This window comes from Brevibacterium sp. FME17 (assembly GCF_014897515.1).
Classification (GTDB): domain Bacteria; phylum Actinomycetota; class Actinomycetes; order Actinomycetales; family Brevibacteriaceae; genus Brevibacterium.
Genome location: NZ_JABUYD010000003.1, coordinates 78,161 through 99,421 on the forward strand (window position 1 = coordinate 78,161; position 21,261 = coordinate 99,421).

Here is a 21,261-nt window from a genome sequence, read left to right on the forward strand (position 1 = left end):
GGTCTGCCGGACTGAGCCCAGCCGGGACACGTCCGAAGCACGGCCCGGCCCGACACAATTACGCCGGCGATTATTCCTTCGCGACCAGGGTCAGCACGTCGTAGTTCGCGACGGGTTCGTCGTTCTGGTTGACGACCTGAGCGTCCCAGCGGACCTCGCCGTACTCATCGGTCTCACGCGGAGTGATGCGCTTGGCGGTCAGCGTGACCTTGAGTGAATCACCTGGTGAGACCGGGGTGATGAAGGTCAGGCCTTCGAGACCGTAGTTTGCGAGCACCGGGCCGGGGTCCGGCTGGACGAAGAGTCCTGCGGCGAAGGACACGATGAGGTAGCCGTGAGCCACGCGTCCCGGGAAGAACGGGTTCGCGGCCGCCGCCTCCTCGTCGGTGTGGGCGTAGAAGGTGTCGCCGGTGAACTCTGCGAAGTGCGAGATGTCCTCGAGCGTGACTTCACGCCATTCGGATTCGAGGGCGTCGCCCACGCGCAGGTCCGCCAAGGTTTTCGTGAACGGGTGCTGACCGGCCCGGCGCTGGGCTCCGTTCACCCACTCGCCGCCGATGGCGGTGAGCATGTCTGGGGAGGCCTGGATCGCGGTGCGCTGCATGAAGTGCTCGACGCCGCGCAGGCCGCCCATCTCCTCGCCGCCGCCGGCACGTCCCGGGCCGCCGTGGATGAGGGTGGGCAGGGGTGAGCCGTGTCCGGTCGATTCCCCGGCGTCATCGCGGTCAAGGACGAGGATGCGTCCGTGCCAGGGGGCGACCTGACGGACGAATTCGGTGGCGAACTCGGCATCGTGGGTGATGACCGAGCCGACCAGGGAACCGCGTCCGCGGGCGGCCAGACGCACAGCCTCCTCGGTGGAGGAATAGGTGATCAGCGAGGTCACCGGGCCGAAGGCCTCGATGTCGTGAACGGCGTCGACCCAGGGGTCGTCGACCTCGAGCACGGTGGCCGCGACATAGGCTCCGCCGAGGTTCTTCGCCAGTTCGTCCGAGGCTTCGCGTCCGCCGGTGAGGACGCGTGCCCCCGCCGAGGTGATCGTGTCGATGGCGTCGAGAACGTCGGAACGCTGTTTGACAGAGACGACCGGCCCCAGTCGCGTCGCCTTCTCACGAGGATCGCCGACACCCTGCGTCTCGAGTTTCGTGACGAGCGCCTCGGCGACTGCCTGCTTGTGCTGCTCGGGGACGAAGGTACGGCGGATCGCAGTGCACTTCTGCCCGGCCTTGACGGTCATCTCGGCCACGACGCCGGAGACGAAGAGGTCGAATTCCTCGGTGCCTGGTCCGGCATCGGGACCGAGCAGTGAGAAGTTGAGCGAGTCCGCCTCGGCGAAGAAGCGGGTGCCGCGATCGCGTACGCAGTCCAGGCCGCCGAGGTGCTTGGCTGTGTTCGCGGAGCCGGTGAAGGCGATCGCGTCCTGCTCTGCCAGGTGGTCGAAGAGTGGGGTGACATCACCACTGATGAGCTGGAGGGCACCGTCGGGCAGCAGTCCGGATTCGATCATATCCGCGACAACGGCGCGGGTCAGGTGGGCGGTGTCGGTGGCGGGCTTGACGACGACGGGGATGCCGGCCACGAACATGGGGCCGAACTTCTCCAGCATGCCCCAGACGGGGAAGTTGAAGGCGTTGATCTGGAGCGCCAGGCCCTGCCGGGAGGTCAGGATGTGGCGGCCGACGAAGGTGCCGTTCTTCGACAGGCGCTCGATTCCCCCGTCGAGGTGGACCGTGGAGTTGGGCATCTGCCGACGGGCCACACCAGAGTAGGTGAAGAGGGTGCCGATGCCGCCCTCGATGTCGACGAAGCCGTCGCGTTTCGTGGTGCCGGTGGAAAACGAGATCTCGTGATAGTTCTTGGCGCGCTCCATGAGGTAGGCGCCGAGCTTCTTAAGGATGACGCCGCGCTGGTGAAAGGTCAGCTTCTGCAGTTCGGCGATGCCTGTGGTCTTGGCGTAATCGTCAACGGCCTTGAAGTCGATGCCGGACGAAGAGACGTGATGGAGGAGCTGCCCGTTGGTCGCATCATGGACGGCTCGGGCACTGCTCGTGTCTCCGCTGGGGGTGTGCCAGTCGCCTGCCACATACGAACTGAGAATTTCGGTCATATCGTCTCTCCCTGGTCGAACTCTGTCTCCCGGTGCACGGCGGCCGACATCGGCACCGCTGCCGCTTCCTGAAGGCAATACTAACCAATTGGTCGGTTATTGTCATTGAGCTGCCGCCCGAGTGACAGCGATCACCATCTGCACTATGCTCGAAAGTAATTACTGACCATTCAGTCACTTGCGCGTACGCACCGGCGATCACTCAGAGTCGAGGACCACCGCGTTCGCCGCACGCAGCTCGACCTGCGAACGCAGATACGTCACCTGCAGATCGGCTCCTGCAGACAGCCATCCAAGGAAGATCCACTCATGTCCACAACATCACCCGCGGCACCCGTGCCGGCTTCGATCACCCGCGAGGAACGCAGAGTCCTGGCCGGGACCCTCGTCGGCACCACCATCGAGTGGTACGACTTCTTCATCTACGCCCAGGCGGCAGGGCTCATCCTCTCGGTCCAGTACTTCGGTCCTTTGGCGTCTGACAACCCGGCGCTCGGTCAGATCATGGCGTGGGCCTCGCTCGGGATCTCGTTCCTGTTCAGGCCCTTGGGCGCGATCATCGCCGGCCACCTCGGCGACCGCATCGGACGCAAGAAGATGCTGGTCCTCACGCTCATCCTCATGGGTGCCGCGACCACGCTCATCGGGCTCCTGCCAAACTATGCGGCCATCGGAATCGGTGCGCCCATCCTGCTCACGCTGCTGCGCATCCTGCAGGGCTTCTCCGCCGGCGGCGAATGGGGCGGTGCCGCTCTGCTCTCGGTCGAACACGCCCCGGTGAATAAGCGCGGACTCTTCGGTGCCTACCCACAGATCGGCGTTCCGGTGGGCATGATCCTCGCCACCGGCGTGATCTGGATCCTGACCACCATCCTCACCCCCGACCAGTTCGCGAGCTTCGGCTGGAGGATTCCGTTCCTGTTCTCCGTCGTGCTCGTCATCGTCGGCTATTACATCCGCCGCCAGGTCGAGGAGTCCCCGGTCTTCGCCGAACTCGCCGAACGCCGCGCCGAATCCTCCGCACCCCTGTCGACCCTGTTCAAGAAGAACACCAAGGAAGTCATCCTCTCGGCCCTCATCTTCATCGGCAACAATGCAGTGGGCTACATGATCATCGCCTTCTTCGCTGCCTACGCCTCCAGGCCTCTCGATCAGGGCGGCATGGTCGGCCTCGACCGCGCCCCCGTGCTTCTGGCCACGACCCTGGCGAGCTTCGGCTGGCTGGTCTTCACTATGTGGGGTGGCGCGCTCTCGGACAAGCTGGGTCGGGTGCGCACCTTCCAGATCGGCTACGTCCTCCTCATCGTGTGGCTCATCCCGACATTCATCATGATCGATCAGGCCAACATCTGGCTGTACGGCATCGGCATCTTCATCCTCACAGTCGGCATGGGCCTGTCCTACGGCCCGATGTCGGCGATGTATGCGGAGATGTTCCCACCGCAGGTCCGCTACTCGGGAGTCTCGATCGGCTACGCCCTCGGCGCGATCCTCGGCGGGGCTTTCGCCCCCACGATCGCCGAAACGCTGCTGGCCCGGACCGGTAGCTCACTGTCGATCGCGGCCTACATGATCGTCGTCTGCATCATCTCCCTCGTCGCCGTCAGCCTGGTCAAGGAGCCCAAGGGCGCACCACTGGGAATCGTCAAGCACACGAGCTGAACGCGCACGCCCGTAGGCGCATGCCCGTAGGGTGGAGGCGGAACCGATCACTTTTGGTGCAGCAGACCAGTCTGCAGACTGGCTCGGTGCATCAAAAGTGATCAGCCTGTCCAGTCTCAACAACTGAGAGTGCACAATTTAAGGAGGCTCCAGTGACGCAGTTGTCCTACCCCGATATCGAAGCGGCGGCGACCAGGATCTCCGGGCGGGTGCGTCCGGTGACGGTGGCCTCCGCCCAGCCCGGTCAGGCACCCGCCGCACCGACGCCGACGGCCGCGACGTGGTCTGCCTCACCTGCTCATGACCCGGCTGGCTCAGGGGTCCACTTCGCCCTCGAGTTCATGCAGTACACCGGCTCATTCAAAGCTCGGGGCGCGCAGAACTTCATCCAGACACATCTGGCAGAGGGCACCTTCCCCGAAGCCGGAGTCACGATCGCATCAGGTGGCAACGCGGGCTTGGCGTGCGCGTGGGCGGCCCGCGACGCCGGTGTTCCAGCAACCGTGTTCCTGCCCACCAATGCGCCGGCAGTCAAGGTCGAGCGACTGCGCGGCTATGGTGCGCAGGTGCGCCTGATCGGCTCCGAATTCGCCGAGGCGGCCCTGGCCTGCGAGGAATTCGTCAAAGCCTCCGGTGCCTTGGCTTCACACGCCTATGACAATCCGCTCATCGCCGCTGGCGCCGGCACGTTGATGACCGAGATCTTGTCCCAGATTCCCGACCTCGACACGATCGTCGTCTCTGCCGGAGGAGGGGGCCTGTTCGCCGGAGTGGCGACGGCCGCGACCTTCCACGGGGTGCGCACCGTCGTGGTGGAGCCTGCGAACTGTCGGGCGTTGAATGCTGCGTTGGCTGCGGGTGAGCCTGTCGATGTTCCGGTCGATTCGGTGGCCGCCGATTCTCTGGGTGCCAGGCGAGCCACGTCCTTGGCGGTGGCGGCCACGCAGAGTGACCTTGTCACCTCGGTGTTCGTCGCCGATGAGCAGATCATCTCCGCTCGCCAGCACCTGTGGAGCGAGCATCGTTTGGCGGTTGAACATGCAGCGGCAACGGCGCTGGCCGGAATCCACGGCTCAGGTGGTTCAGGTTCAAGTTCAGGTTCTGGCAGTCCCGCGAGCTACGTTCCCGGACCGGATGAGAAGGTGTGCGTCGTTCTGTGCGGGGCGAACACCAGCCTCGGCGATCTCTGAAGAACTCAGAAGCCAGCCGTGTAATACGCAGCAACCAACCCTGTAGGACTCAGCAAGCTGCCCTAGCTGCCCTAGCTGCGCTGCTTGTCCTTGGACTTCAGCGAGGCCTTGATGAGGCCGAAGATTGCGGCCGCGACGATGACGGCGATGATGGCTTTGACGAGGAACCACGCGATCGAGAACGCGACGTTGACCACCCACCACGCGATGATGATGGCGATGATTGCGCCAATGATGCTCCATACGGTACTCATCTTCATACCTCAAGACTAAGCCGCGCGGAGTGGGCGCGCAATCATCGATTGCATCACCCCCGCTGCGCAGTCTCACCATGGGAAGATGAGCCCATGACCACAGCAAAGCACCTCGTCGCGCTCGGAAGCTCCTTCGCCGCTGGTCCCGGCATCGAACCGGTCGCCGACGTCCAGGCGATGCGATCGTCGAACAACTACGCTCATCAGCTGGCTCGGCGACTCGGCTGGCAGCTGAGCGACCTCAGCGTTAGCGGTGCGACATCGGCCAATGTCGTCGACACCCCGCAGCAGTCACAGATCGGACCGGGTCAGTTTCCGCCCCAACTGGAGGGGCTGCCCGGCAACGCGGATGTGGTGACCGTGACGGTTGGCGGCAACGATCTCCAATTCTCAGGGTCGATGCTCTACACGGCGCTGAAACACGCAGAACCCAGCAGTCCGCTCCTGGAGATGATGGGGCTCATGTTCCCCAACGGGATTCCGCCGGCTTCAGAAGATGTCATCGCCGAGGCGACCCGAAGTCTCGTCGCCGTCATCGATGGGATTCGGGCACAGGCACCCACTGCTCGGGTCGTTCTCGTCGACTATCTCACCGTGCTGGAAGCAGACATCTCCACGCCCGAAGCGACGCCGTTCACCGTTGAAGAGCTGTCGAAACTGCTGGCACTCCAGTCAGCGATTGAGCGCGTCTTCGCCGAGGCCGCCGCACTCAGAGACGTCGATCTGCTGCTCGCGTCCGAGCTGGGCCGAGGTCATAGCCTCGGTTCAGCGGATCCGTGGGTTCAGCCTCTGCACACCGCTCTCGACAAGATCGGCGGATCGTTTCACCCGAATCAAGCAGGGATGACGGCGATCACCGATGACCTGGTGGGCCTGCTCGCAGACTAGAGCACCGCAGCCTGACGCTGCCGGATCGCGCGGGCCGACCAGCGACCGTCGGCGAAACCGACGTCGATGGGGTGTTCGAAGGCGGCGCTGACCTGCTCGGTGCTGAGCACCTCGGCGATCTCACCTGCCGCGGTGAGCCGGCCGTGGGAGATCAGCATCGCGTGGGACGTCGACTCCGGAATCTCCTCGAGATGGTGCGTGACCAGCAGCGTCGTCAGCTGCGGCGAGGTGACCGAGAGCGAGTCGATGGTCTCGAGCAGCTGCTCGCGGGCGGCCACATCGAGACCAGTGGTCGGCTCGTCGAACAGGAGGAGCTGGGGATCAGCGATGAGAGATCGGGCCACGAGTGCGCGCCCCCGTTCACCCTGGGACAGCACCTTCCAGCCTGCGTCCGCACGGGAACTCAGACCCACCTCGGCGATGAGACCATCGGCTTTCGCAATCTCGTCCGGGGTCGGCTCCCATCGCAGTGGCCGTTCGATCGTTCCGGTCAGGCCGGTGAGGACGACCTCGCGCACGGACAGGTTCGAGCGCAGGGGGTGGCGTGGGTTGACGTGTCCGATGTGGCGGCGCAGGGCCTGGAGTTCGACCCGGCCCATGCGCTGTCCGAGGATGTCGACCGTTCCGGAGGTGGGAAAGACCTGTGCGGAAGCGAAGCTGAGGATCGTCGACTTCCCGGCGCCGTTGGGGCCGATGAGGACCCAGTGCTCGCCCTGCCCGATCTCCAGATCGATGCCGTGGAGGATCTTCGTCTCCCCACGTCGGAAGGTCACTTCGTCCAGTTTCAGGACAGTCGTTCCCACGTCGTCCACACTCTCTTTCCACGTCGAGGCCACTCGGCCGACCAGGTCAAGGTCGCTCGGCTCCACTCGGGGCCGACTCCCGTACGGAGCCGTTGTCGATTCTAGGTCCCGGTGTCGCGAAGGTGGACCTGACCCGGCAGAACCATGTTCCACATCCTGGATTCAGTGCAGTCTCGGTCGGTAGATAAGCTCTTGAGTTCTCCCGTCGAGCAGTGTGGATTCGAGCAGCTCGAGGTCGAAGTCCTGTGTTCCGGCGAAGATGGGTTGGGTGCCTGTGCGGCCGGTGATGACCGGGTAGACCGTGACCTGCAGGCGATCGACGAGCCCTGCATCCATGAGGGCGCGGTTCATCGACAGGCTTCCATGCGAGCGGATCGGCACATCGGATTCCTCTTTCATCCGCGCCACCACCTCGAGAGCGTCACCGGCAGCCGGCGTCGCGTCGGGCCAGTCGAGCGGCTCTGTCAGCGAGTTCGAGACGACCGTGGTCGGGCAGTTGCGCATTGCAGTGACCCACGGATCGAGCACGTCGGAGTAGACCTCGGAGTCAGTGAGCATAGAGGCGAAATCGCGATAGGTGTTTGCGCCGAGGACGAGGCGGTTCTCGCCGCTGTAGAGTTCGAGCCGATGTTCAAGGAGTTCGGGACCTTGCTTGCCCCAGTAGCCTCCCCAGTCGCCATCGGCGCCGACCGATGCGAACCCATCGAAGCTGGAGAACACGTCGAAGGTATAGGTGGCAGTCATGATTGCTCCTCCCAGAGCGGATGCGGTGCACTCAGGCGGTGCACTCAGTGTGCGCCCAGTCGCCGATGATGACCAGACCCGTTGCAGCTGCGGCCATCGAGCGGGACCATAATGGATGCATGTACAACGGCGCCGACCCTCAAGACGAACACCGGATGAAGATGCGGGGGAAGATCCTGCGCCGTTCGGCGTCCTTCAACGTCGCTCATGCCGTCGATGATCTCGAACCCGGCACGGGCGCCCAGAGCATCCAGCGTGCATTGTCCCTGCTCAACCTCGTCGGACTCATCGCCGGCGAGCGCGGAACCGGTGCCAGCCTCTCCGAGGTCGCCTCGATCAGCGGACGCCCTAAGGCCAGCGTCCACCGCATGCTTCAAGCGCTCATCGCCATGGGTTACGTCGAACGCCTCGACGAAGGCGGATATCGACTCGGCGTGCAGTCGCAGATATTGGGCCAGCTGGCGCAGAAATCCGTGGACCCCCTGGTCACAGAGTCGGAATCGAGCCTGCTGCGCCTGGCCGAGCTCAGCCAGGACACGGCCTTCCTCACCCTGCGCACCGGCAGCTATTCAATCTGTGCCCGGCGCGAAGAGGGCTTCGGCGAAATACTGAACAACGCTCTGTCGGTAGGCGATCGCCACCCCTTGGGCATCGGCGCCGGCAGCCTCGCGATCCTCTCCGAACTCTCCCCCGCCGAGGTGGATGCCCATTTCGAGGCCAACGCCCAGATCTTCGCCGAACGCTACCCCAAGGTCTCCGTCGCGGCCCTGCGCGACATCATCGACCGGGCCCGCGTCGACGGTTTCGTGCACAATCCCGGCCTCTTCGCCCAAGGCTCCTGGGCTGTAGGCGTGCCCCTGAAGATCCGCGGCAGCCGACCCCGCGCAGCCCTGTCGATCGCGAGCATCGCCGATCGTGTCACCGGATCCCGCGTCGAACGCCTCGTCGCCTTACTCCGCCGCGAAGCCAACGCCATCAGCGAGGCGCTGAGCACGCAGGCAGATCCCTGATCACCTCGCCGAGGCGGCCCCCAGTCGCGCCGCCACCGAGCTCAGGATCTCGCCCAGCCAGCCCACGGCTGCGGGGTTTGCTCCCGGCCTGGTGACGAAGGAGACTCGACGCTGGCCGAGGTCCTGCTTCGCCGGACGCAAGACCACGTCGAAGTCGGTGTCCACGGCCACCTCGGTGGTCAGGGCGCATCCGAGGCCTTCGGCCACGAGCCCATGGATCATGTATAGATCGTCGCTGCGCATGAGTTCGCGCAGCTCATGGCCGAGGCCGCGGGAGATCCGTCGCAGCACCCGCACCGAAGCCTCGGATTCGTTGTGGCTGAGCACCCAATCGACCTCGCTCATCGTCGCGAAGTCGAGGACCTCATGCCTCGCGAGCTCACCGTCGCGGGCGACCATCACCCGGTAGGGCTCGTCGAGGAGGGTGCGCAGACGCAGTTCAGGTCCCGCGAATTCGGGAAGTTCGGGAATGTCATAGATGAGGCCGGCGTGGACCTCACCGCTGTGAAGCATCCTCACCACCTCGCTGGGTTCGGCCTCGATGACCTCGACGCGCACGGACGTCCGCTGCTGGAGCTCGGCGATCGCGGCCGGCAGGAGGCGCGAACCGATCGAGGAGAACGACCCGATGCGCAGGGAGACGACACCGGCATCGCGCTGGGCTGTGACGAGCTGCTCGGCCCGGTCGATCCGGGCAAGGACCGGTTCGATCTCTTCGGCGAAGGACTCGCCCAGAGGCGTCAGACGGGTTCCGTTTCGGGAGCGGTCGACGAGCTTGATCCGCAGATGCGATTCGAGGGTGCGCAAATGATGGGTCACGGTCGGGACTCCATGCTCGAGCACCTCGGCGGCCCGATTGAGACTTCCCTCGTCCCGAATGGCCAGAAGCACCCGGAACTGCTGCAGATTCATCATAGTATAGACACTATGACACTGTGGACGATTTCTTGCTATATCCTAGGCGGCCTGTGATCCCTAGTGTGGGACACATGCTCGCCGAAACCCATCTGCACCCAGACACCGCGACCCGCCCTGCGAACGCCGACTCAACGTCCGCGCCAGACCCAGCGTCCTCCACCGCAATCAGCTCCGCGCCTGCACAGGCAGACTCCGCTATCGACCCCCGTCAGCACACCGCGCCCTATGCCGAGGCCCTGCGGTCCTTGGCCGCCGAGGGCTGGCAGAGACTGCACGTGCCCGCCCATCAGGGCAGCCGCTCGCATGCTCCCGGACTCGCCGAGGTCGTCGGTGAGGCCGGCATGAGCATCGACTTCCCCATGCTCTTCAGCGGCGTCGACCAAGAGAACTGGCGGATGATCAACCACGATCGCGTCACCCCGATCATGGCCGCGCAGCAGCTCGCCGCCGAGGCCTGGGGAGCGTCCCGCACCTGGTTCATCACCAACGGAGCATCGGGCGGCAATCACATCGCCACCACCGTCGTACGCGGTTTGGGCCGTGAGTTCGTGCTCCAACGCAGCGTCCACTCCTCGGTCATCGACGGTGTCACCCACGCCGAACTGCGCCCCCACTTCATCCACGGTCGCGTCGACCCTGGACTCGGTTCCTCCCACGGCGTGACTCCGGCCCAGGTCGAGTACGCCCTGACCGAGCATCCGGAGTCCGCGGCCGTCTACCTCGTTTCCCCCAGCTACTTTGGTGCCGTGTCCGATATCGCCGCCATCGCCGAGGTGGCCCACGCTCACGATGTTCCCCTCATCGTCGATGAGGCCTGGGGATCCCACTTCGGCATGCACCCGCAGCTGCCAGTCAATGCTGTACGCCTGGGCGCCGACCTCGTCATCTCCAGCACTCATAAGGGCGCCGGCTCGCTCGCGCAGTCCGCGATGATCCACCTGGGCCACGGCACGCAGGCCAGGCGCATCGAGACCTTGGTCGATCGAGTCGTGAAGTCCTATCAGTCAACGTCATCGAGTGCGATCCTCCTGTCCTCCCTCGACGAGGCGCGCCGCCACCTGGTCACCCATCCGGAGGCGATCGACGAGGCGCTGGCCACTGCCGAGGAGATCCGCACCCGGGTCAAGAACGACACCCGATTCCGCGACGCGACTCCTGACATCCTCGGCGGGCATGATGCGATCGGCAACGATCCGTTCAAGATCGTCATCGACACCCGTGGTGCGGGAATCACAGGCGCCGAGGCCCAGTGTCAGCTGATTCGGGATCACCGGATCTATTGCGAGCTGGCCACGCCCTCGGCGCTGCTGCTGCTCATCGGCGCCACCTCGCCCGTCGACGTCGATCGCTTCTGGACGGCGCTGCAGGAACTGCCGCGCTCGGAGGCCGAGCCGGAGCGTCCCATCGTTCTTCCGGGCAGCTGCGAGAAGCGCCTGGAGATCAGCGATGCTTATTTTGCAACGCCGCAGACCGTCCCCTTCGCCGAGGCGGTCGGCCAAGTCTCGGCCGATGCTCTGGCCGCGTACCCGCCCGGTGTGCCCAACGTTCTGCCCGGTGAGGTACTCAGCGCAGAGGTCGTCGAGTTCCTTCGTGCCACTGCCGCTGCTCCCTCCGGGTATGTCCGCGGAGCACAGGATTCGAGGATGGACACCTTCAACGTCGTGGCCGAGAAACCTGCGGTCGGCTGAGCGCGCCGTGGTCGCCCAGCGCCGTGATCGCCCAGCGCCGGGATCGCCAGATCGCCGAGAGTGCAGGTTAGCTTCGAGCGCGCACTCTCTACCCTCTGCCCTCGAAGCTAAGGTAGCCCCGCGATGAAATGCAGCGGCACCGCCACCGTGCAGAGGCACCGCGACCGCGCCTCGGCCCCGGCGCCCCCGGGCCCGCTCACTCAGCGCAGGACGACGGTCCGCTTCCCTGAGAGGAACACGCGGCCGTCGCAGTGCCACTTCACCGCATTGGACAGGGCCTTGCACTCAGCGTCACGACCAGCGGCAACAAGGTCCTTGGGGCCGAAGGAATGGTCGACCTCGACGAGCTGCTGGGCGATGATCGGACCCTCGTCGAGTTCGCTGTCGACGAAGTGTGCGGTCGCCCCGACGGTCTTGACTCCCCGTTCCCATGCCTGGTGGTAGGGCTTGGCGCCCTTGAACGAGGGTAGGAACGAGTGGTGGATGTTGATGGCCTTGCCTGTCAGCTCGCGGGCCAGGTCATCGGAGAGGACCTGCATGTAGCGGGCGAGGACGACGAGGTCGATCTCGAAGCGGTCGACGAGTTCGAGCAGCTTCGCTTCGGCCTCGGGCTTCGTCTCCTTGGTCACCGGGATGCGGAAGAACGGGATGTGGTGCCATTCGACGAGTTCGCGGTGGTCGGGGTGGTTGGACACCACGGCCGCGATCTCGATGGGCAGTTCGCCGATCTGGGCGCGGAAGAGCAGATCGTTGAGGCAGTGTTCGAACTTCGAGACCATGATGAGGACCCGACGCTTCTCTCCCTGCGGCCACAGCTGCCAGCGGGCGCCGAACTCGGTGCCGATGGCCTCGAAGTCGCTGCGCAGACCATCGATCGCCGCGCTCGATTCGTCCTCGACGCTGAAATCAATGCGCAAGAACAGGCGCTGCGTGTACTGATCGTCGAACTGCTTGAGTTCCTTGATGTCACCCCCATGAGTCAGCAGCGCACCGGTGACGGAATGGAGAATGCCCGGTCGTTCGTCGCATTCAAGGGTGAAGATGTAGTCCTGCATGTCCGCTGCTTCCTTACTCGGTGGGTGTCTTCAATCATTGGCGGGTTGGTCGTGCTGGTCAACTTCACGCAGGTCGTCAGGCCTCGCAGCCGCCCCTCGCAGCTATCACCGTTCGCCAGTCCGCGACTCAGCATTCGACGACGTTGACGGCGAGTCCGCCCCGTGAGGTCTCCTTGTACTTCGACTTCATGTCCGCACCGGTCTGACGCATGGCCTCGATCGCCTGGTCGAGGCTGACCCGGTGGCTGCCGTCGCCGTGCATCGACAGCCGAGCGCCGTTGATCGCCTTCACTGCGGCGATAGCGTTGCGTTCGATGCACGGGACCTGGACGAGTCCCCCGACCGGATCGCAGGTCAGGCCCAGATTGTGTTCGAGGCCGATCTCCGCGGCGTTCTCAACCTGTTCGGGACTCCCGCCGAGCACGGCGCACAGCCCTGCGGCGGCCATCGCGCAGGCGGAGCCGACTTCACCCTGGCAGCCGACTTCCGCCCCGGAGATCGAGGCATTGCGCTTGAACAGGATTCCGATCGCGCCGGCGGTGAGCAGGAACGTCACCACAGCCTCGTCTCTGAACTGCTGTGACTCGTCATCGCTGATCACGAACCGGTCCATGTAGTGCAGCACTGCGGGAATGATCCCCGCAGCACCGTTCGTCGGAGCGGTGACGATGCGCCCTCCGGACGCGTTCTCCTCGTTGACGGCCAGCGCGTAGAGGTTGACCCATTCGAGAGCGTCGAGGGACCCCGACGCCCGGTACTCGGCCGCTTCGAGCGTGGCGCGCAGTTCGGGAGCACGACGCCTGACCTTCAGCCCACCCGGAAGCTGCCTCTCGGTGCGGGAGCACCCGTTATCGACGCAATCGCGCATGACAGCCCAGATCTCGAGCAGCTGCCGGCGCAGTTCGCTCTCGGCCTGTCGCTCCCGCTCATTGAGCGCCATGAGCTCGGCGATGCTCAGCTCGTTGTCCCGGCAGAGCGCCAATAGCTCATCGGCCGACGAGAAGTGGAAGCGGTCGCGTGAGACGTCGGAATCGCCTCCCATCTCGTCGGCGGTGAGGACGAAGCCGCCCCCGATCGAATAGTAGTCGCGTTCGATCACGGAGCCGGCCACCTCGGCGCTCAGACGCATCCCGTTGGGATGACCGGGCAGCGATTCGCGCAGATGCAGAACCAAGTCGGTCTCCGGGTCGAAGACGATCGGCCTCCGCCCGCCGAGGTTGAGCGATCTCTGAGCGCTCACCTCGGCGACCAGCGGTGCCATGATGTCCGGGTCGAGGGTCTCGGGTTCGTGACCCGACAGCCCGGCCAGCACTGCGGAGTCGGAGCCGTGGCCGATGCCGGTGGCACCCAGAGATCCGTAGAGTCCGACCCGGACCCTCTCAACTCGATCGAGGTCCCCGGATTCGTCGAGGTCGGTCAGGAACCGGGCCGCCGCCCGCATCGGACCCACCGTATGTGAGGAGGAAGGGCCGATGCCGATGGAGAAGAGGTCGAGAACACCGAGTGCCATCAGTCGCTGCTCTCGGCCTCGGCACTCGCGCTGCCGACGACTCCCACGGCACTCCCGTCGGCGAGAAACTCCGCCATTCCGTCAAGCAGCCAGCGGACCGTGAAGTCCGCGAAGCTCGCCCGCGGGTAGATGCGGTACGTCAGCGCCGCACAGTGGTGCACGATTACAGGCACCGGCCCCAGTTGGGCCGATATCGCCGTGCCGACGCCGAAAGCCCGCGGGTGGAGGTCGGTACGCACGCTCTTCTCGAGGACCTCACGGGCTTTCGACCCGGTCAGTTCGAGGATCGTGCGGTTCGCGGACAGATCCACGGCCTGTCCCGGCAACCCCTCGAGAGAGGCTTCGGCGATGAGTGTCTCCCCGGGCCGCTGACGCCGGGAGACGTCGACGACGAGGAACTCGTCGGGACCCAGCCAGAGCGCATACAGTCCCGCTTCGTCACCGGTGACCTCGCCGACCTGCTTGGGCAAGGTGATCCCGAGAGCAGACTCGAGCGCCTCGGCCGAGGCGGTTCCCGGCGCGGCTCGCAGCCCGAGCTGGACGGCGAACGCTCGCTCCCGCAGCCCCACGGCGTCTCCGCCGACAGCGGTGGCGGTGGCCATCTCCTCGGCGAGGTGGGCACCGGGTGAGACGCGGAGGGCATCGAGTGCCTCAGCGGAGGACTCGACGTTGCGCAGCTGAGTCTGGCGCTGCTCGGTGGTGTGGGTGGTTTCAGCCATCACGGCGGTTCCCTTCTGGATCGTAGAAGACGGGCGAGGTGATCTCGACGTCGACGAGGCAGCCGGCAACCGGAGATTGGATGATCTCACCCGTCCGGTTCCGGCCGTTCTCGACGAAGGCGAGACCGATCGGGCGATCGAGGCTCGGCGACATGTAGGAGGAGGTGACGTGGCCGATCATCGGCACCGGCCCGGCCTCCGGAGTCACCGGGGTGCCCGAGGTGATGAGCTGCGCGCCTTCGGCCAGCCGGGTCGTGCCGTCGACGGGAAGGACCCCGACGAGGTGTTTGCGGTCCTCGCGGGCCGTGTCGATCCGTGAGTAGGAGCGTTTGCCGATGAAGTCCTTGAATTTCGAGACGATCCACTCCATGCCCGCATCCTGCGGGGTCACGGTCCCGTCGGTGTCCTGACCGACGATGATGAAGCCCTTCTCGGCACGCAGGACGTGCATGACCTCGGTGCCGTAGGGGGTGATGTCGAACTCGGCTCCCGCCTCGGCGACGGCTTCCCACACGGCCAGGCCGTAGTAGTTCTCGACATTGATCTCGAAGGCCAGTTCACCGGAGAAGGAGATCCGGCAGACGCGCGCCGGGATCCCGTTGGCCAGGGTCGTCTCGCGGAAGCCCATGAACTCGAAGTTCTCATTGGACACGTCGAGGTTCGGGGCGATCTTGGCGATGACCTCTCGCGACTTCGGGCCGGCGACCGCGACTGTCGACCACTGCTCCGTCACCGAGGTGAAGACGACGTCGAGTTCGGGCCATTCGGTCTGGTGCCATTCCTCGAGCCATTCGAGGACAGTCGCGGCACCGCCGGTGGTCGTGGTCATGTAGTAGCGGTCCTCGGCCACGCGCAGGGTGACGCCGTCGTCGAAGATCATGCCGTCGGGTTTGCACATGAGACCGTAGCGGCCCTTGCCTACCTTGAGCTTCTTGAAGCCGTTCGTGTAGATCTGGCCGAGGAACTCGCCGGCGTCGGTTCCCCGGATCTCGATCTTGCCCAGCGTCGAGGCATCCTGGAAGCCGACCGATTCACGCACGGCCTTGCCCTCGCGCAGCACCGCTGCCTCCATGTCCTCGCCCGGCAGGGGGTAGTACCAGGGCCGCTTCCACTGTCCGACGTCTTCGAACTCGGCTCCGTGGGCAACGTGCCAGGGGTGGATCGCGGTGATGCGTGCCGGATCGAACAGCTCACCCTTCCTGCGGCCAGCCAATGCTGCGAAGGGCACTGGGGCGAAGGGAGCGCGGAAGGTCGTGTGCCCGACCGCGCCCAGGTCGGTCTCGCCGAGGATGCTGGCGATGGCGCCGATGGCATTGACCGCACTCGTCTTGCCCTGGTCGCCTCCTGTCGAGATCGAGGTGTAGCGCTTGACGTGCTCGACCGAGCGCATGCCTGCGTTCATCGCCCGCTGCACGTCTGCCACACTCTGATCGCGCTGGAAGTCGATGAAGTGCGTGGTCAGCGCCGTGTGATCGGCCTCGGCCGAGGTGACCAGCCACAGTGGGCGCGCCGGTGCGTAGGTCATCGCCGCGGCTTTGGGAACGGTGAGCGCGGCGGCGAAGCCGGTGCGGTCGGCTGCCGCATTGCCCGCCTCGGCACCGTCCTTGAGAGCCGTTTCGAGAGCGTAGTCACCATTGATCGCGCCGACAGTGAACTGGTCGCGCACCGGTGTTCTCGGAACGAAGGCGGCGATGTCGCTGCGCCAAACGATTGGGCCCCTGCGCTGTCCGTGCAGGTGGATGACCGGGGAGAACCCTCCGGCCACGGCGAGCAGGTCGACGTCGATGTCTTCGCCGTACTCGGCCGCCACAGCATCCTCATCGAGGGGTGCGACGGTGACCCGGCTGATGCGCCCCGCCGGGCCCTCGCCTGCGGTGCCGGTGACCGTGGAGCCGAGGATGAGTCGGGTTCCCGTCCTGCCGACGACCCTCTCTGCCATCGCCGAGGCTGTGGTCCGGGAGTCGATGATCGCCGGAACGTCGATTCCGGCCGCGTGCAGATCGGCCAGCAGTTCGTAGGCCGAATCGTTCGTCGCCGCAATCGCGATGCGCTGACCGGCGACGACGCCGAAGCGGTTGAGATAGGTCCTCACGGCCGAGGCGAGCATGATGCCCGGTCGGTCATTGTCGGCGAACACGATGGGGCGCTCATGTGCTCCCGTGGCGAGCACGACCTGCTTGGCTCGGATGTGCCACACCCGCTGCCGGGTGCCCGCGCGGGAGGCGGTGCCGTCGCGGTCGCTGTCCGCAGAGCCGACGCTCGCGCCCGAGCCCTCGGTCTCGACGTGTTCGCGTGTCCGGTCTTCGAGAGCGACGAAGAAGTTCGAATCGTAGCTGCCGAAGACGGTCGTGTTCGGACGGTAAGTGGTTTCCTCCGCCTCGGCGAAGCCGTTGACAGTGGTCTCGATCCACTCCGCCGCGGGGACATCGTCGATGGACTCGTCGAGGGCTCCCTCGACGGTGCGTCCCGAGCTTGCCAGCAGCGACCCGCCGGGAGCGGACCGGTCATCGAGCAGGAGCGTCCTGGCTCCGGAGCGGCCGGCCTCACGCGCGGCGGCCAGACCAGCGGGCCCGGCACCGACGATGAGAACATCGACATGGACGTGCTTGTGCTCATAGACAAGTTCGTCCTGACCGGGGTCGAGGATGCCCAGACCCGAGAGATAATCGGCCTCGAGACCGTCCGTGATAGGCACACGGGTGGCCGGAAGCATTGATTCGCTGACGTCGCCGGCCACGCGCGGATGCACGCGGACGAGGGCGTTGGACTCCTCGATGCCGGCGCTGAGGATCCCGCGAGATCGTCCCAGGTACGTCGAAGCACCGCAGTCGATGCGGCCCGCGGCGATGAGCGCGCTGGCAATCGTGTCGCCGGCGAAGCCCGCGTAGGCCCGCCCATCGACGGTGAAGCGCAAAGGACGCGAGGAGTCGATCCCGGTGGCCTGCGGCAGGCGCCGTGCGCCAGCGTCCGCGGAGCTCGTATGTAGGGAGTTCATCGTGCGGCCTCGCCTTCTGCTGGAGTCGGGCGTGGAGCACCCATGGGATAGATGGCCGTGAAATCATAGGTCACGGTGTCGCGGACGGCGTTGAACCACTTGCGGCAGCCGAGGCTGTGGCTCCACCGCTCGGCGTAGAGGCCGCGGTCGTTGTCGCGATAGAAGAGGAACTCGGCCCACTCCCGGTCGCTCAGTGCGTGAGGGTCGGCTGGGTAGGCAACGTGAGCCTGTCCGCCGTAGTGGAATTCGGTTTCGTCGCGTGGCCCGCAGTGCGGGCAGTCGATGAGAAGCATGGTCGTCCTTCCTGAGTCGATCCGGTCAGTGGGCCACAGCGGCCGCGCCGTGCTCGTCGATGAGGTGGCCGGTTTCGAACCGGTCGAGGGCGTAGGGGGCGTTGAGCGGGTGCGGTTCGTCGTTCGCGATGGTGTGGGCGAAGGTGTAGCCGGCGGCAGGTGTTCCCTTGAAGCCTCCGGTGCCCCATCCGCAGTTGGCGTAGAGTCCTGCGACTTCGGTCTTCGACACGATCGGTGAGGCGTCGAGGGTGACGTCGACGATGCCGCCCCAGGTGCGCAGCACATGAGCGCGGGCGAAGATCGGGAAGAGTTCGACCGCGGCGGCGAGCTGCTCTTCGATGACGTGGAAGCCGCCTCGTTGTCCGTATCCGTTGTACGAGTCGACCCCGGCGCCCATGACCAGCTCGCCCTTGTGCGCCTGGGAGACATAGACGTGGACGTGGTTGGACATCACGACGGTCGGGTGGACGGGTTCGAAGAGTTCGGACACCAGCGCCTGCAGCGGATGGGACTGGATCGGCAGTCGGATCCCGGCCATGTCGGCCAGGACCGAGGAGTCGCCGGCCACGCACATGGCCACCTTCTCGGTGGCGATGTTGCCGCGAGTGGTCTGGACCCCGATGACCTTGTCGCCGATGCGCTCGATGCCGGTGACCTCGCAGTTCTGGATGATGTCGACGCCCATTTCGTCACACTTGCGGGCGAAGGCCCAGGCGACGTGGTCATGCTTGGCGATGCCAGCACGCGGCTGGTAGGTGCCGCCCATGACCGGATATCGCAGGTCATCGCCGATGTTGATGATCGGGCAGACTTCCTTGACCTGCTCGGGGTCGAGCCATTCGGCGTCGACGCCGTTGAGCGCGTTCGCATTCACACGCCTCTGGGACTCGCGCACATCCTGCAGGGTGTGGGCGAGGTTGAGGACTCCGCGCTGGGAGAACAGGAAGTCGTAGTCGAGTTCCTCGGGCAGCTGCTCCCAGAGCTTGAGGGACTTCTCGTACATCGCGGCGGACTCGTCCCAGAGGTAGTTCGAGCGGATGATCGTCGTGTTTCGGGCCATATTGCCCCCGGCCAGCCATCCGCGTTCGAGGATGGCGATGTTCGTCATGCCGTGATCCTTCGCGAGGTAGTAGGCCGTCGCGAGACCGTGGCCGCCGCCGCCGATGATGATCGCGTCGTACGAAGCCTTAGGCTCGGGGTTGCGCCAGAGGAAGTCCGGATGTTCGGGGAGTTGGTCGGCCATCAGGGTGCTCCGATCTCTGCGATGGTGGGATACAAGGCGTGGGCGGCGGCGAGCGTGGAGACACGGGCGCCGAGTTCAACGATGGTCTCGGCAGCGGCTCCGCTCTCTGCGGTTCCGGCGATGAGGGTCTCTGCGATGATGTCGGCGACCTCGGCGAACGCGTCCGAGCCGAATCCGCGGCTGGCCAGGGCCGGAGTGCCGATACGCAGGCCCGACGTCACCATCGGCGGTCGCGGGTCGTTGGGCACGGCGTTGCGGTTGACGGTGATGCCGACCTCGGCGAGGAGGTCCTCGGCCTGTCCGCCGTCGAGCACGGAGTTGCGCAGGTCGACGAGAACGAGATGGACGTCGGTGCCCCCTGTGACGATCGAGATGCCCCGCTCGGAGACGTCGGACTCGCCGAGGCGGCGGGCGAGTTCCGCCGCACCGGCCAGCGTGCGACGCTGCTTGTCGGCGAAGTTCTCTGTGGCGGCGAGTCCGAAGGCCACGGCCTTGCCCGCGATGACGTGTTCGAGGGGCCCGCCCTGCTGGCCGGGGAAGACCGCGGAATTGATCTTCTTGGCGATGGCGGCGTCATTCGACAGGATGATTCCGCCACGCGGCCCGCCGAGGGTCTTGTGCGTCGTCGACGTCACGACGTGGGCATGCGGCACGGGCGAAGGGTGCAGACCGGCGGCGACGAGACCGGCGAAGTGGGCCATGTCGACCATCAGGTAGGCGCCGATGGAGTCGGCGATGCGACGGAATTCGGCGAAGTCGAGCTGACGTGAGTAGGCCGACCAGCCCGCGACGATGAGCTGGGGGCGGTGCTCCTGAGCCAGACGATCGACTTCGGCCATATCGACACGATGGGTGTCATCGCGCACGCCGTAGGCGACGATGTCGTAGAGGCGTCCGGAGAAGTTGATCTTCATCCCGTGGGTGAGGTGACCTCCGTGGGCGAGATCGAGGCCGAGCACCGTGTCGCCGGGGCGGATGAGTGCGTGCATCACCGAGGCGTTGGCCTGCGCCCCGGAGTGCGGCTGGACGTTCGCGAACTCGGCTCCGAACAGCCCTTTGACCCGGGCGATTGCGATGCGTTCGATCTCGTCGACATGCTCGCAGCCGCCGTAGTAGCGACGACCGGGATACCCCTCCGCGTACTTGTTCGTCAACACCGAACCCTGCGCGGCCATGACGGCGGCCGCGGTGTGATTCTCGGAGGCAATCATCTCGAGGCCCTCGCGCTGACGACCGAGCTCGGCGTCGATGAAGCCGGCGATCTCAGGATCGAGTTCGGCGATGGACGTACTCAGCTCGACGGGCTCCCGGCTGGGGAAACCGGCGTCAGCGTTGCCGACGGAGACACCTGAGGGCTCGACTCGTTCTGCAATCTGCTGTGTCATGTGATCTCCTTCGATCATTGATCATCAACTAATATATCAGTTGTCTTCCTGTATTCTAAGCAGTGTCAGTCACCGAATGCAACAGCTTTTTCAGGAGTTGAGCCATGCGCACATCGGCAGCCCCGAAGTCGAACCGAGGGTCTCTCTCCGACTACGCCTACGAGACTCTCCGTCATCGGCTCATCATGCTCGACATCGCACCCGGCGACGCTATCAACGAGGCCACGCTCAGCGATGAGCTCGATGTCGGTCGCACCCCGATCCGCGAAGCGCTCAAACGCCTGGAGAGCGATCACCTCGTCGTCTCGTTCCCGCGCCGCGGCACCTTCGCCTCGAACGTCGATCTCACCGACCTGAGCACGATCTCTGAGATGCGCGAAGTCCTCGAACCCATCGCCGCACGCAAGGCGGCCGCCAACCTCGAGGCCACCCGCCGCGAGGAGTTCACCGCGATGATCTCGGAGCTCCGAGCCCTCGGAACCGACGTTGATCAGCGGACTCTGATGGAGCGAGATCTGTCCGTCCACCGCCTCATCTACTGCTCCGTCGACAATCTGCATCTCACCGAGACCCTCGTGCGCCTCGACGATCTGGCGACGCGGATCTGGTGCCTGGTCATCCCGCGCATGCCGGACCTCATCGGACATATCCGTGAGCACATCGACCTGCTCGAGGCGATCGTCGAGGGCGACGAGGAGGCAGTGGCGGAACTTGCCGCCGACCATGTCCGCGATTTCGACAGGACCCTGCGCGCAGCCTTGAGGTGAGTTCTGGAAAGAAGCCGGCGATGACGCCCG

General features: G+C 65.4%; 18 protein-coding genes. 6 read left to right on the plus strand and 12 right to left on the minus strand.

Annotation, left to right across the window (positions count from 1 at the left end; genetic code table 11):
- Nucleotides 1-70: 70 nt before the first annotated feature.
- A complete protein-coding gene (gene paaZ / locus INT40_RS04025; protein ID WP_193070889.1) occupies nt 71-2,107 on the minus strand; it encodes a phenylacetic acid degradation bifunctional protein PaaZ in 2,037 nt (678 codons plus the stop codon).
- A 309-nt stretch (nt 2,108-2,416) separates the two neighbouring features.
- On the opposite strand from paaZ, the gene INT40_RS04030 reads away from it, so the two are divergent.
- Both INT40_RS04030 and INT40_RS04035 read left to right on the plus strand, forming a co-directional pair.
- Nucleotides 2,417-3,769: an MFS transporter gene (locus tag INT40_RS04030; RefSeq protein ID WP_193095564.1), complete on the plus strand. Its 1,353-nt coding sequence runs from the start codon at nt 2,417-2,419 to the stop codon at nt 3,767-3,769.
- Nucleotides 3,770-3,921: 152 nt separating this feature from the next.
- A complete protein-coding gene (locus tag INT40_RS04035; protein WP_193095565.1) occupies nt 3,922-4,959 on the plus strand; it encodes a threonine/serine dehydratase in 1,038 nt (345 codons plus the stop codon).
- 71 nt (nt 4,960-5,030) lie between these two features.
- Here the strand turns inward: INT40_RS04035 and INT40_RS04040 are convergent, their stop codons facing one another.
- The gene (locus tag INT40_RS04040) at nt 5,031-5,219 is read right to left on the minus strand and encodes a hypothetical protein (RefSeq protein WP_193095566.1); all 189 of its coding nucleotides are present in this window, start codon (nt 5,217-5,219) and stop codon (nt 5,031-5,033) included.
- Nucleotides 5,220-5,306: 87 nt separating this feature from the next.
- Here INT40_RS04040 and INT40_RS04045 point away from each other — a divergent pair, with 87 nt between their 5' ends.
- The gene (locus INT40_RS04045) at nt 5,307-6,101 is read left to right on the plus strand and encodes an SGNH/GDSL hydrolase family protein (RefSeq protein ID WP_193095567.1); all 795 of its coding nucleotides are present in this window, start codon (nt 5,307-5,309) and stop codon (nt 6,099-6,101) included.
- On the opposite strand, the gene INT40_RS04050 is transcribed toward INT40_RS04045, so the two are convergent.
- A complete protein-coding gene (locus INT40_RS04050; protein ID WP_319021932.1) occupies nt 6,098-6,874 on the minus strand; it encodes an ABC transporter ATP-binding protein in 777 nt (258 codons plus the stop codon). The two genes, INT40_RS04045 and INT40_RS04050, sit on opposite strands and share 4 nt — an antisense overlap.
- Nucleotides 6,875-7,066: 192 nt before the next feature.
- A complete protein-coding gene (locus INT40_RS04055) occupies nt 7,067-7,648 on the minus strand; it encodes a dihydrofolate reductase family protein (protein WP_193070892.1) in 582 nt (193 codons plus the stop codon).
- Nucleotides 7,649-7,767: 119 nt separating this feature from the next.
- On the opposite strand from INT40_RS04055, the gene INT40_RS04060 reads away from it, so the two are divergent.
- Nucleotides 7,768-8,658, plus strand: coding sequence for an IclR family transcriptional regulator (locus INT40_RS04060; protein ID WP_193095569.1), 891 nt, complete (start codon nt 7,768-7,770; stop codon nt 8,656-8,658).
- Here INT40_RS04060 and INT40_RS04065 read toward each other — a convergent pair whose 3' ends face one another.
- Nucleotides 8,659-9,573, minus strand: a complete 915-nt coding sequence (locus INT40_RS04065) for a LysR family transcriptional regulator (RefSeq protein ID WP_193095570.1) — start codon at nt 9,571-9,573, stop codon at nt 8,659-8,661. It lies immediately after the preceding gene.
- A 74-nt stretch (nt 9,574-9,647) separates the two neighbouring features.
- On the opposite strand from INT40_RS04065, the gene INT40_RS04070 reads away from it, so the two are divergent.
- Complete coding sequence (locus INT40_RS04070; RefSeq protein ID WP_226830792.1) at nt 9,648-11,264, plus strand: aminotransferase class I/II-fold pyridoxal phosphate-dependent enzyme; 1,617 nt, start codon at nt 9,648-9,650, stop codon at nt 11,262-11,264.
- A 200-nt stretch (nt 11,265-11,464) separates the two neighbouring features.
- On the opposite strand, the gene purU is transcribed toward INT40_RS04070, so the two are convergent.
- The 7 genes from purU to glyA all read right to left on the minus strand — a co-directional run bounded on the left by purU (nt 11,465) and on the right by glyA (nt 20,464).
- Nucleotides 11,465-12,319, minus strand: a complete 855-nt coding sequence (gene purU / locus INT40_RS04075; protein ID WP_193070894.1) for a formyltetrahydrofolate deformylase — start codon at nt 12,317-12,319, stop codon at nt 11,465-11,467.
- A gap of 127 nt (nt 12,320-12,446) precedes the next feature.
- A complete protein-coding gene (locus INT40_RS04080; RefSeq protein WP_193070895.1) occupies nt 12,447-13,829 on the minus strand; it encodes an L-serine ammonia-lyase in 1,383 nt (460 codons plus the stop codon).
- Entirely contained in the window at nt 13,829-14,548 is a 720-nt protein-coding gene (locus tag INT40_RS04085) for a sarcosine oxidase subunit gamma (RefSeq protein WP_101570061.1), read from the minus strand. The genes INT40_RS04080 and INT40_RS04085 overlap by 1 nt, the downstream gene beginning before the upstream one ends.
- Complete coding sequence (locus INT40_RS04090) at nt 14,541-17,543, minus strand: glycine cleavage T C-terminal barrel domain-containing protein (RefSeq protein ID WP_193070896.1); 3,003 nt, start codon at nt 17,541-17,543, stop codon at nt 14,541-14,543. Before INT40_RS04090 ends, INT40_RS04085 begins: the two co-directional genes overlap by 8 nt.
- Nucleotides 17,540-17,836 (minus strand): sarcosine oxidase subunit delta, encoded by a 297-nt coding sequence (locus tag INT40_RS04095; RefSeq protein ID WP_101570060.1) that lies wholly within the window; start codon nt 17,834-17,836, stop codon nt 17,540-17,542. The genes INT40_RS04090 and INT40_RS04095 overlap by 4 nt, the downstream gene beginning before the upstream one ends.
- A gap of 25 nt (nt 17,837-17,861) precedes the next feature.
- A complete protein-coding gene (locus tag INT40_RS04100; protein ID WP_101570059.1) occupies nt 17,862-19,079 on the minus strand; it encodes a sarcosine oxidase subunit beta family protein in 1,218 nt (405 codons plus the stop codon).
- Nucleotides 19,079-20,464 carry a serine hydroxymethyltransferase gene (gene glyA / locus INT40_RS04105; protein ID WP_319021933.1) on the minus strand — a complete coding sequence of 462 codons (1,386 nt, stop codon included), beginning with the start codon at nt 20,462-20,464 and terminating at the stop codon, nt 19,079-19,081. The genes INT40_RS04100 and glyA overlap by 1 nt, the downstream gene beginning before the upstream one ends.
- Before the next feature lie 104 nt (nt 20,465-20,568).
- Here glyA and INT40_RS04110 point away from each other — a divergent pair, with 104 nt between their 5' ends.
- Nucleotides 20,569-21,231 carry a GntR family transcriptional regulator gene (locus INT40_RS04110; RefSeq protein ID WP_101570058.1) on the plus strand — a complete coding sequence of 221 codons (663 nt, stop codon included), beginning with the start codon at nt 20,569-20,571 and terminating at the stop codon, nt 21,229-21,231.
- The last annotated feature ends 30 nt before the right edge of the window (nt 21,232-21,261 follow it).

What these genes read in the sequence shown, in the direction of transcription:
- glyA (WP_319021933.1), bottom strand. Translation starts at nt 20,464, where the DNA reads ATGACACAGCAGATTGCAGAACGAGTCGAGCCCTCAGGTGTCTCCGTC.
- INT40_RS04110 (WP_101570058.1), top strand. Translation starts at nt 20,569, where the DNA reads ATGCGCACATCGGCAGCCCCGAAGTCGAACCGAGGGTCTCTCTCCGAC.
- INT40_RS04085 (WP_101570061.1), bottom strand. Translation starts at nt 14,548, where the DNA reads ATGGCTGAAACCACCCACACCACCGAGCAGCGCCAGACTCAGCTGCGC.
- INT40_RS04060 (WP_193095569.1), top strand. Translation starts at nt 7,768, where the DNA reads ATGTACAACGGCGCCGACCCTCAAGACGAACACCGGATGAAGATGCGG.
- purU (WP_193070894.1), bottom strand. Translation starts at nt 12,319, where the DNA reads ATGCAGGACTACATCTTCACCCTTGAATGCGACGAACGACCGGGCATT.
- INT40_RS04095 (WP_101570060.1), bottom strand. Translation starts at nt 17,836, where the DNA reads ATGCTTCTCATCGACTGCCCGCACTGCGGGCCACGCGACGAAACCGAA.
- INT40_RS04090 (WP_193070896.1), bottom strand. Translation starts at nt 17,543, where the DNA reads ATGAACTCCCTACATACGAGCTCCGCGGACGCTGGCGCACGGCGCCTG.
- INT40_RS04045 (WP_193095567.1), top strand. Translation starts at nt 5,307, where the DNA reads ATGACCACAGCAAAGCACCTCGTCGCGCTCGGAAGCTCCTTCGCCGCT.
- INT40_RS04040 (WP_193095566.1), bottom strand. Translation starts at nt 5,219, where the DNA reads ATGAAGATGAGTACCGTATGGAGCATCATTGGCGCAATCATCGCCATC.
- INT40_RS04030 (WP_193095564.1), top strand. Translation starts at nt 2,417, where the DNA reads ATGTCCACAACATCACCCGCGGCACCCGTGCCGGCTTCGATCACCCGC.
- INT40_RS04055 (WP_193070892.1), bottom strand. Translation starts at nt 7,648, where the DNA reads ATGACTGCCACCTATACCTTCGACGTGTTCTCCAGCTTCGATGGGTTC.
- INT40_RS04070 (WP_226830792.1), top strand. Translation starts at nt 9,648, where the DNA reads ATGCTCGCCGAAACCCATCTGCACCCAGACACCGCGACCCGCCCTGCG.
- INT40_RS04080 (WP_193070895.1), bottom strand. Translation starts at nt 13,829, where the DNA reads ATGGCACTCGGTGTTCTCGACCTCTTCTCCATCGGCATCGGCCCTTCC.
- INT40_RS04065 (WP_193095570.1), bottom strand. Translation starts at nt 9,573, where the DNA reads ATGATGAATCTGCAGCAGTTCCGGGTGCTTCTGGCCATTCGGGACGAG.
- INT40_RS04100 (WP_101570059.1), bottom strand. Translation starts at nt 19,079, where the DNA reads ATGGCCGACCAACTCCCCGAACATCCGGACTTCCTCTGGCGCAACCCC.
- paaZ (WP_193070889.1), bottom strand. Translation starts at nt 2,107, where the DNA reads ATGACCGAAATTCTCAGTTCGTATGTGGCAGGCGACTGGCACACCCCC.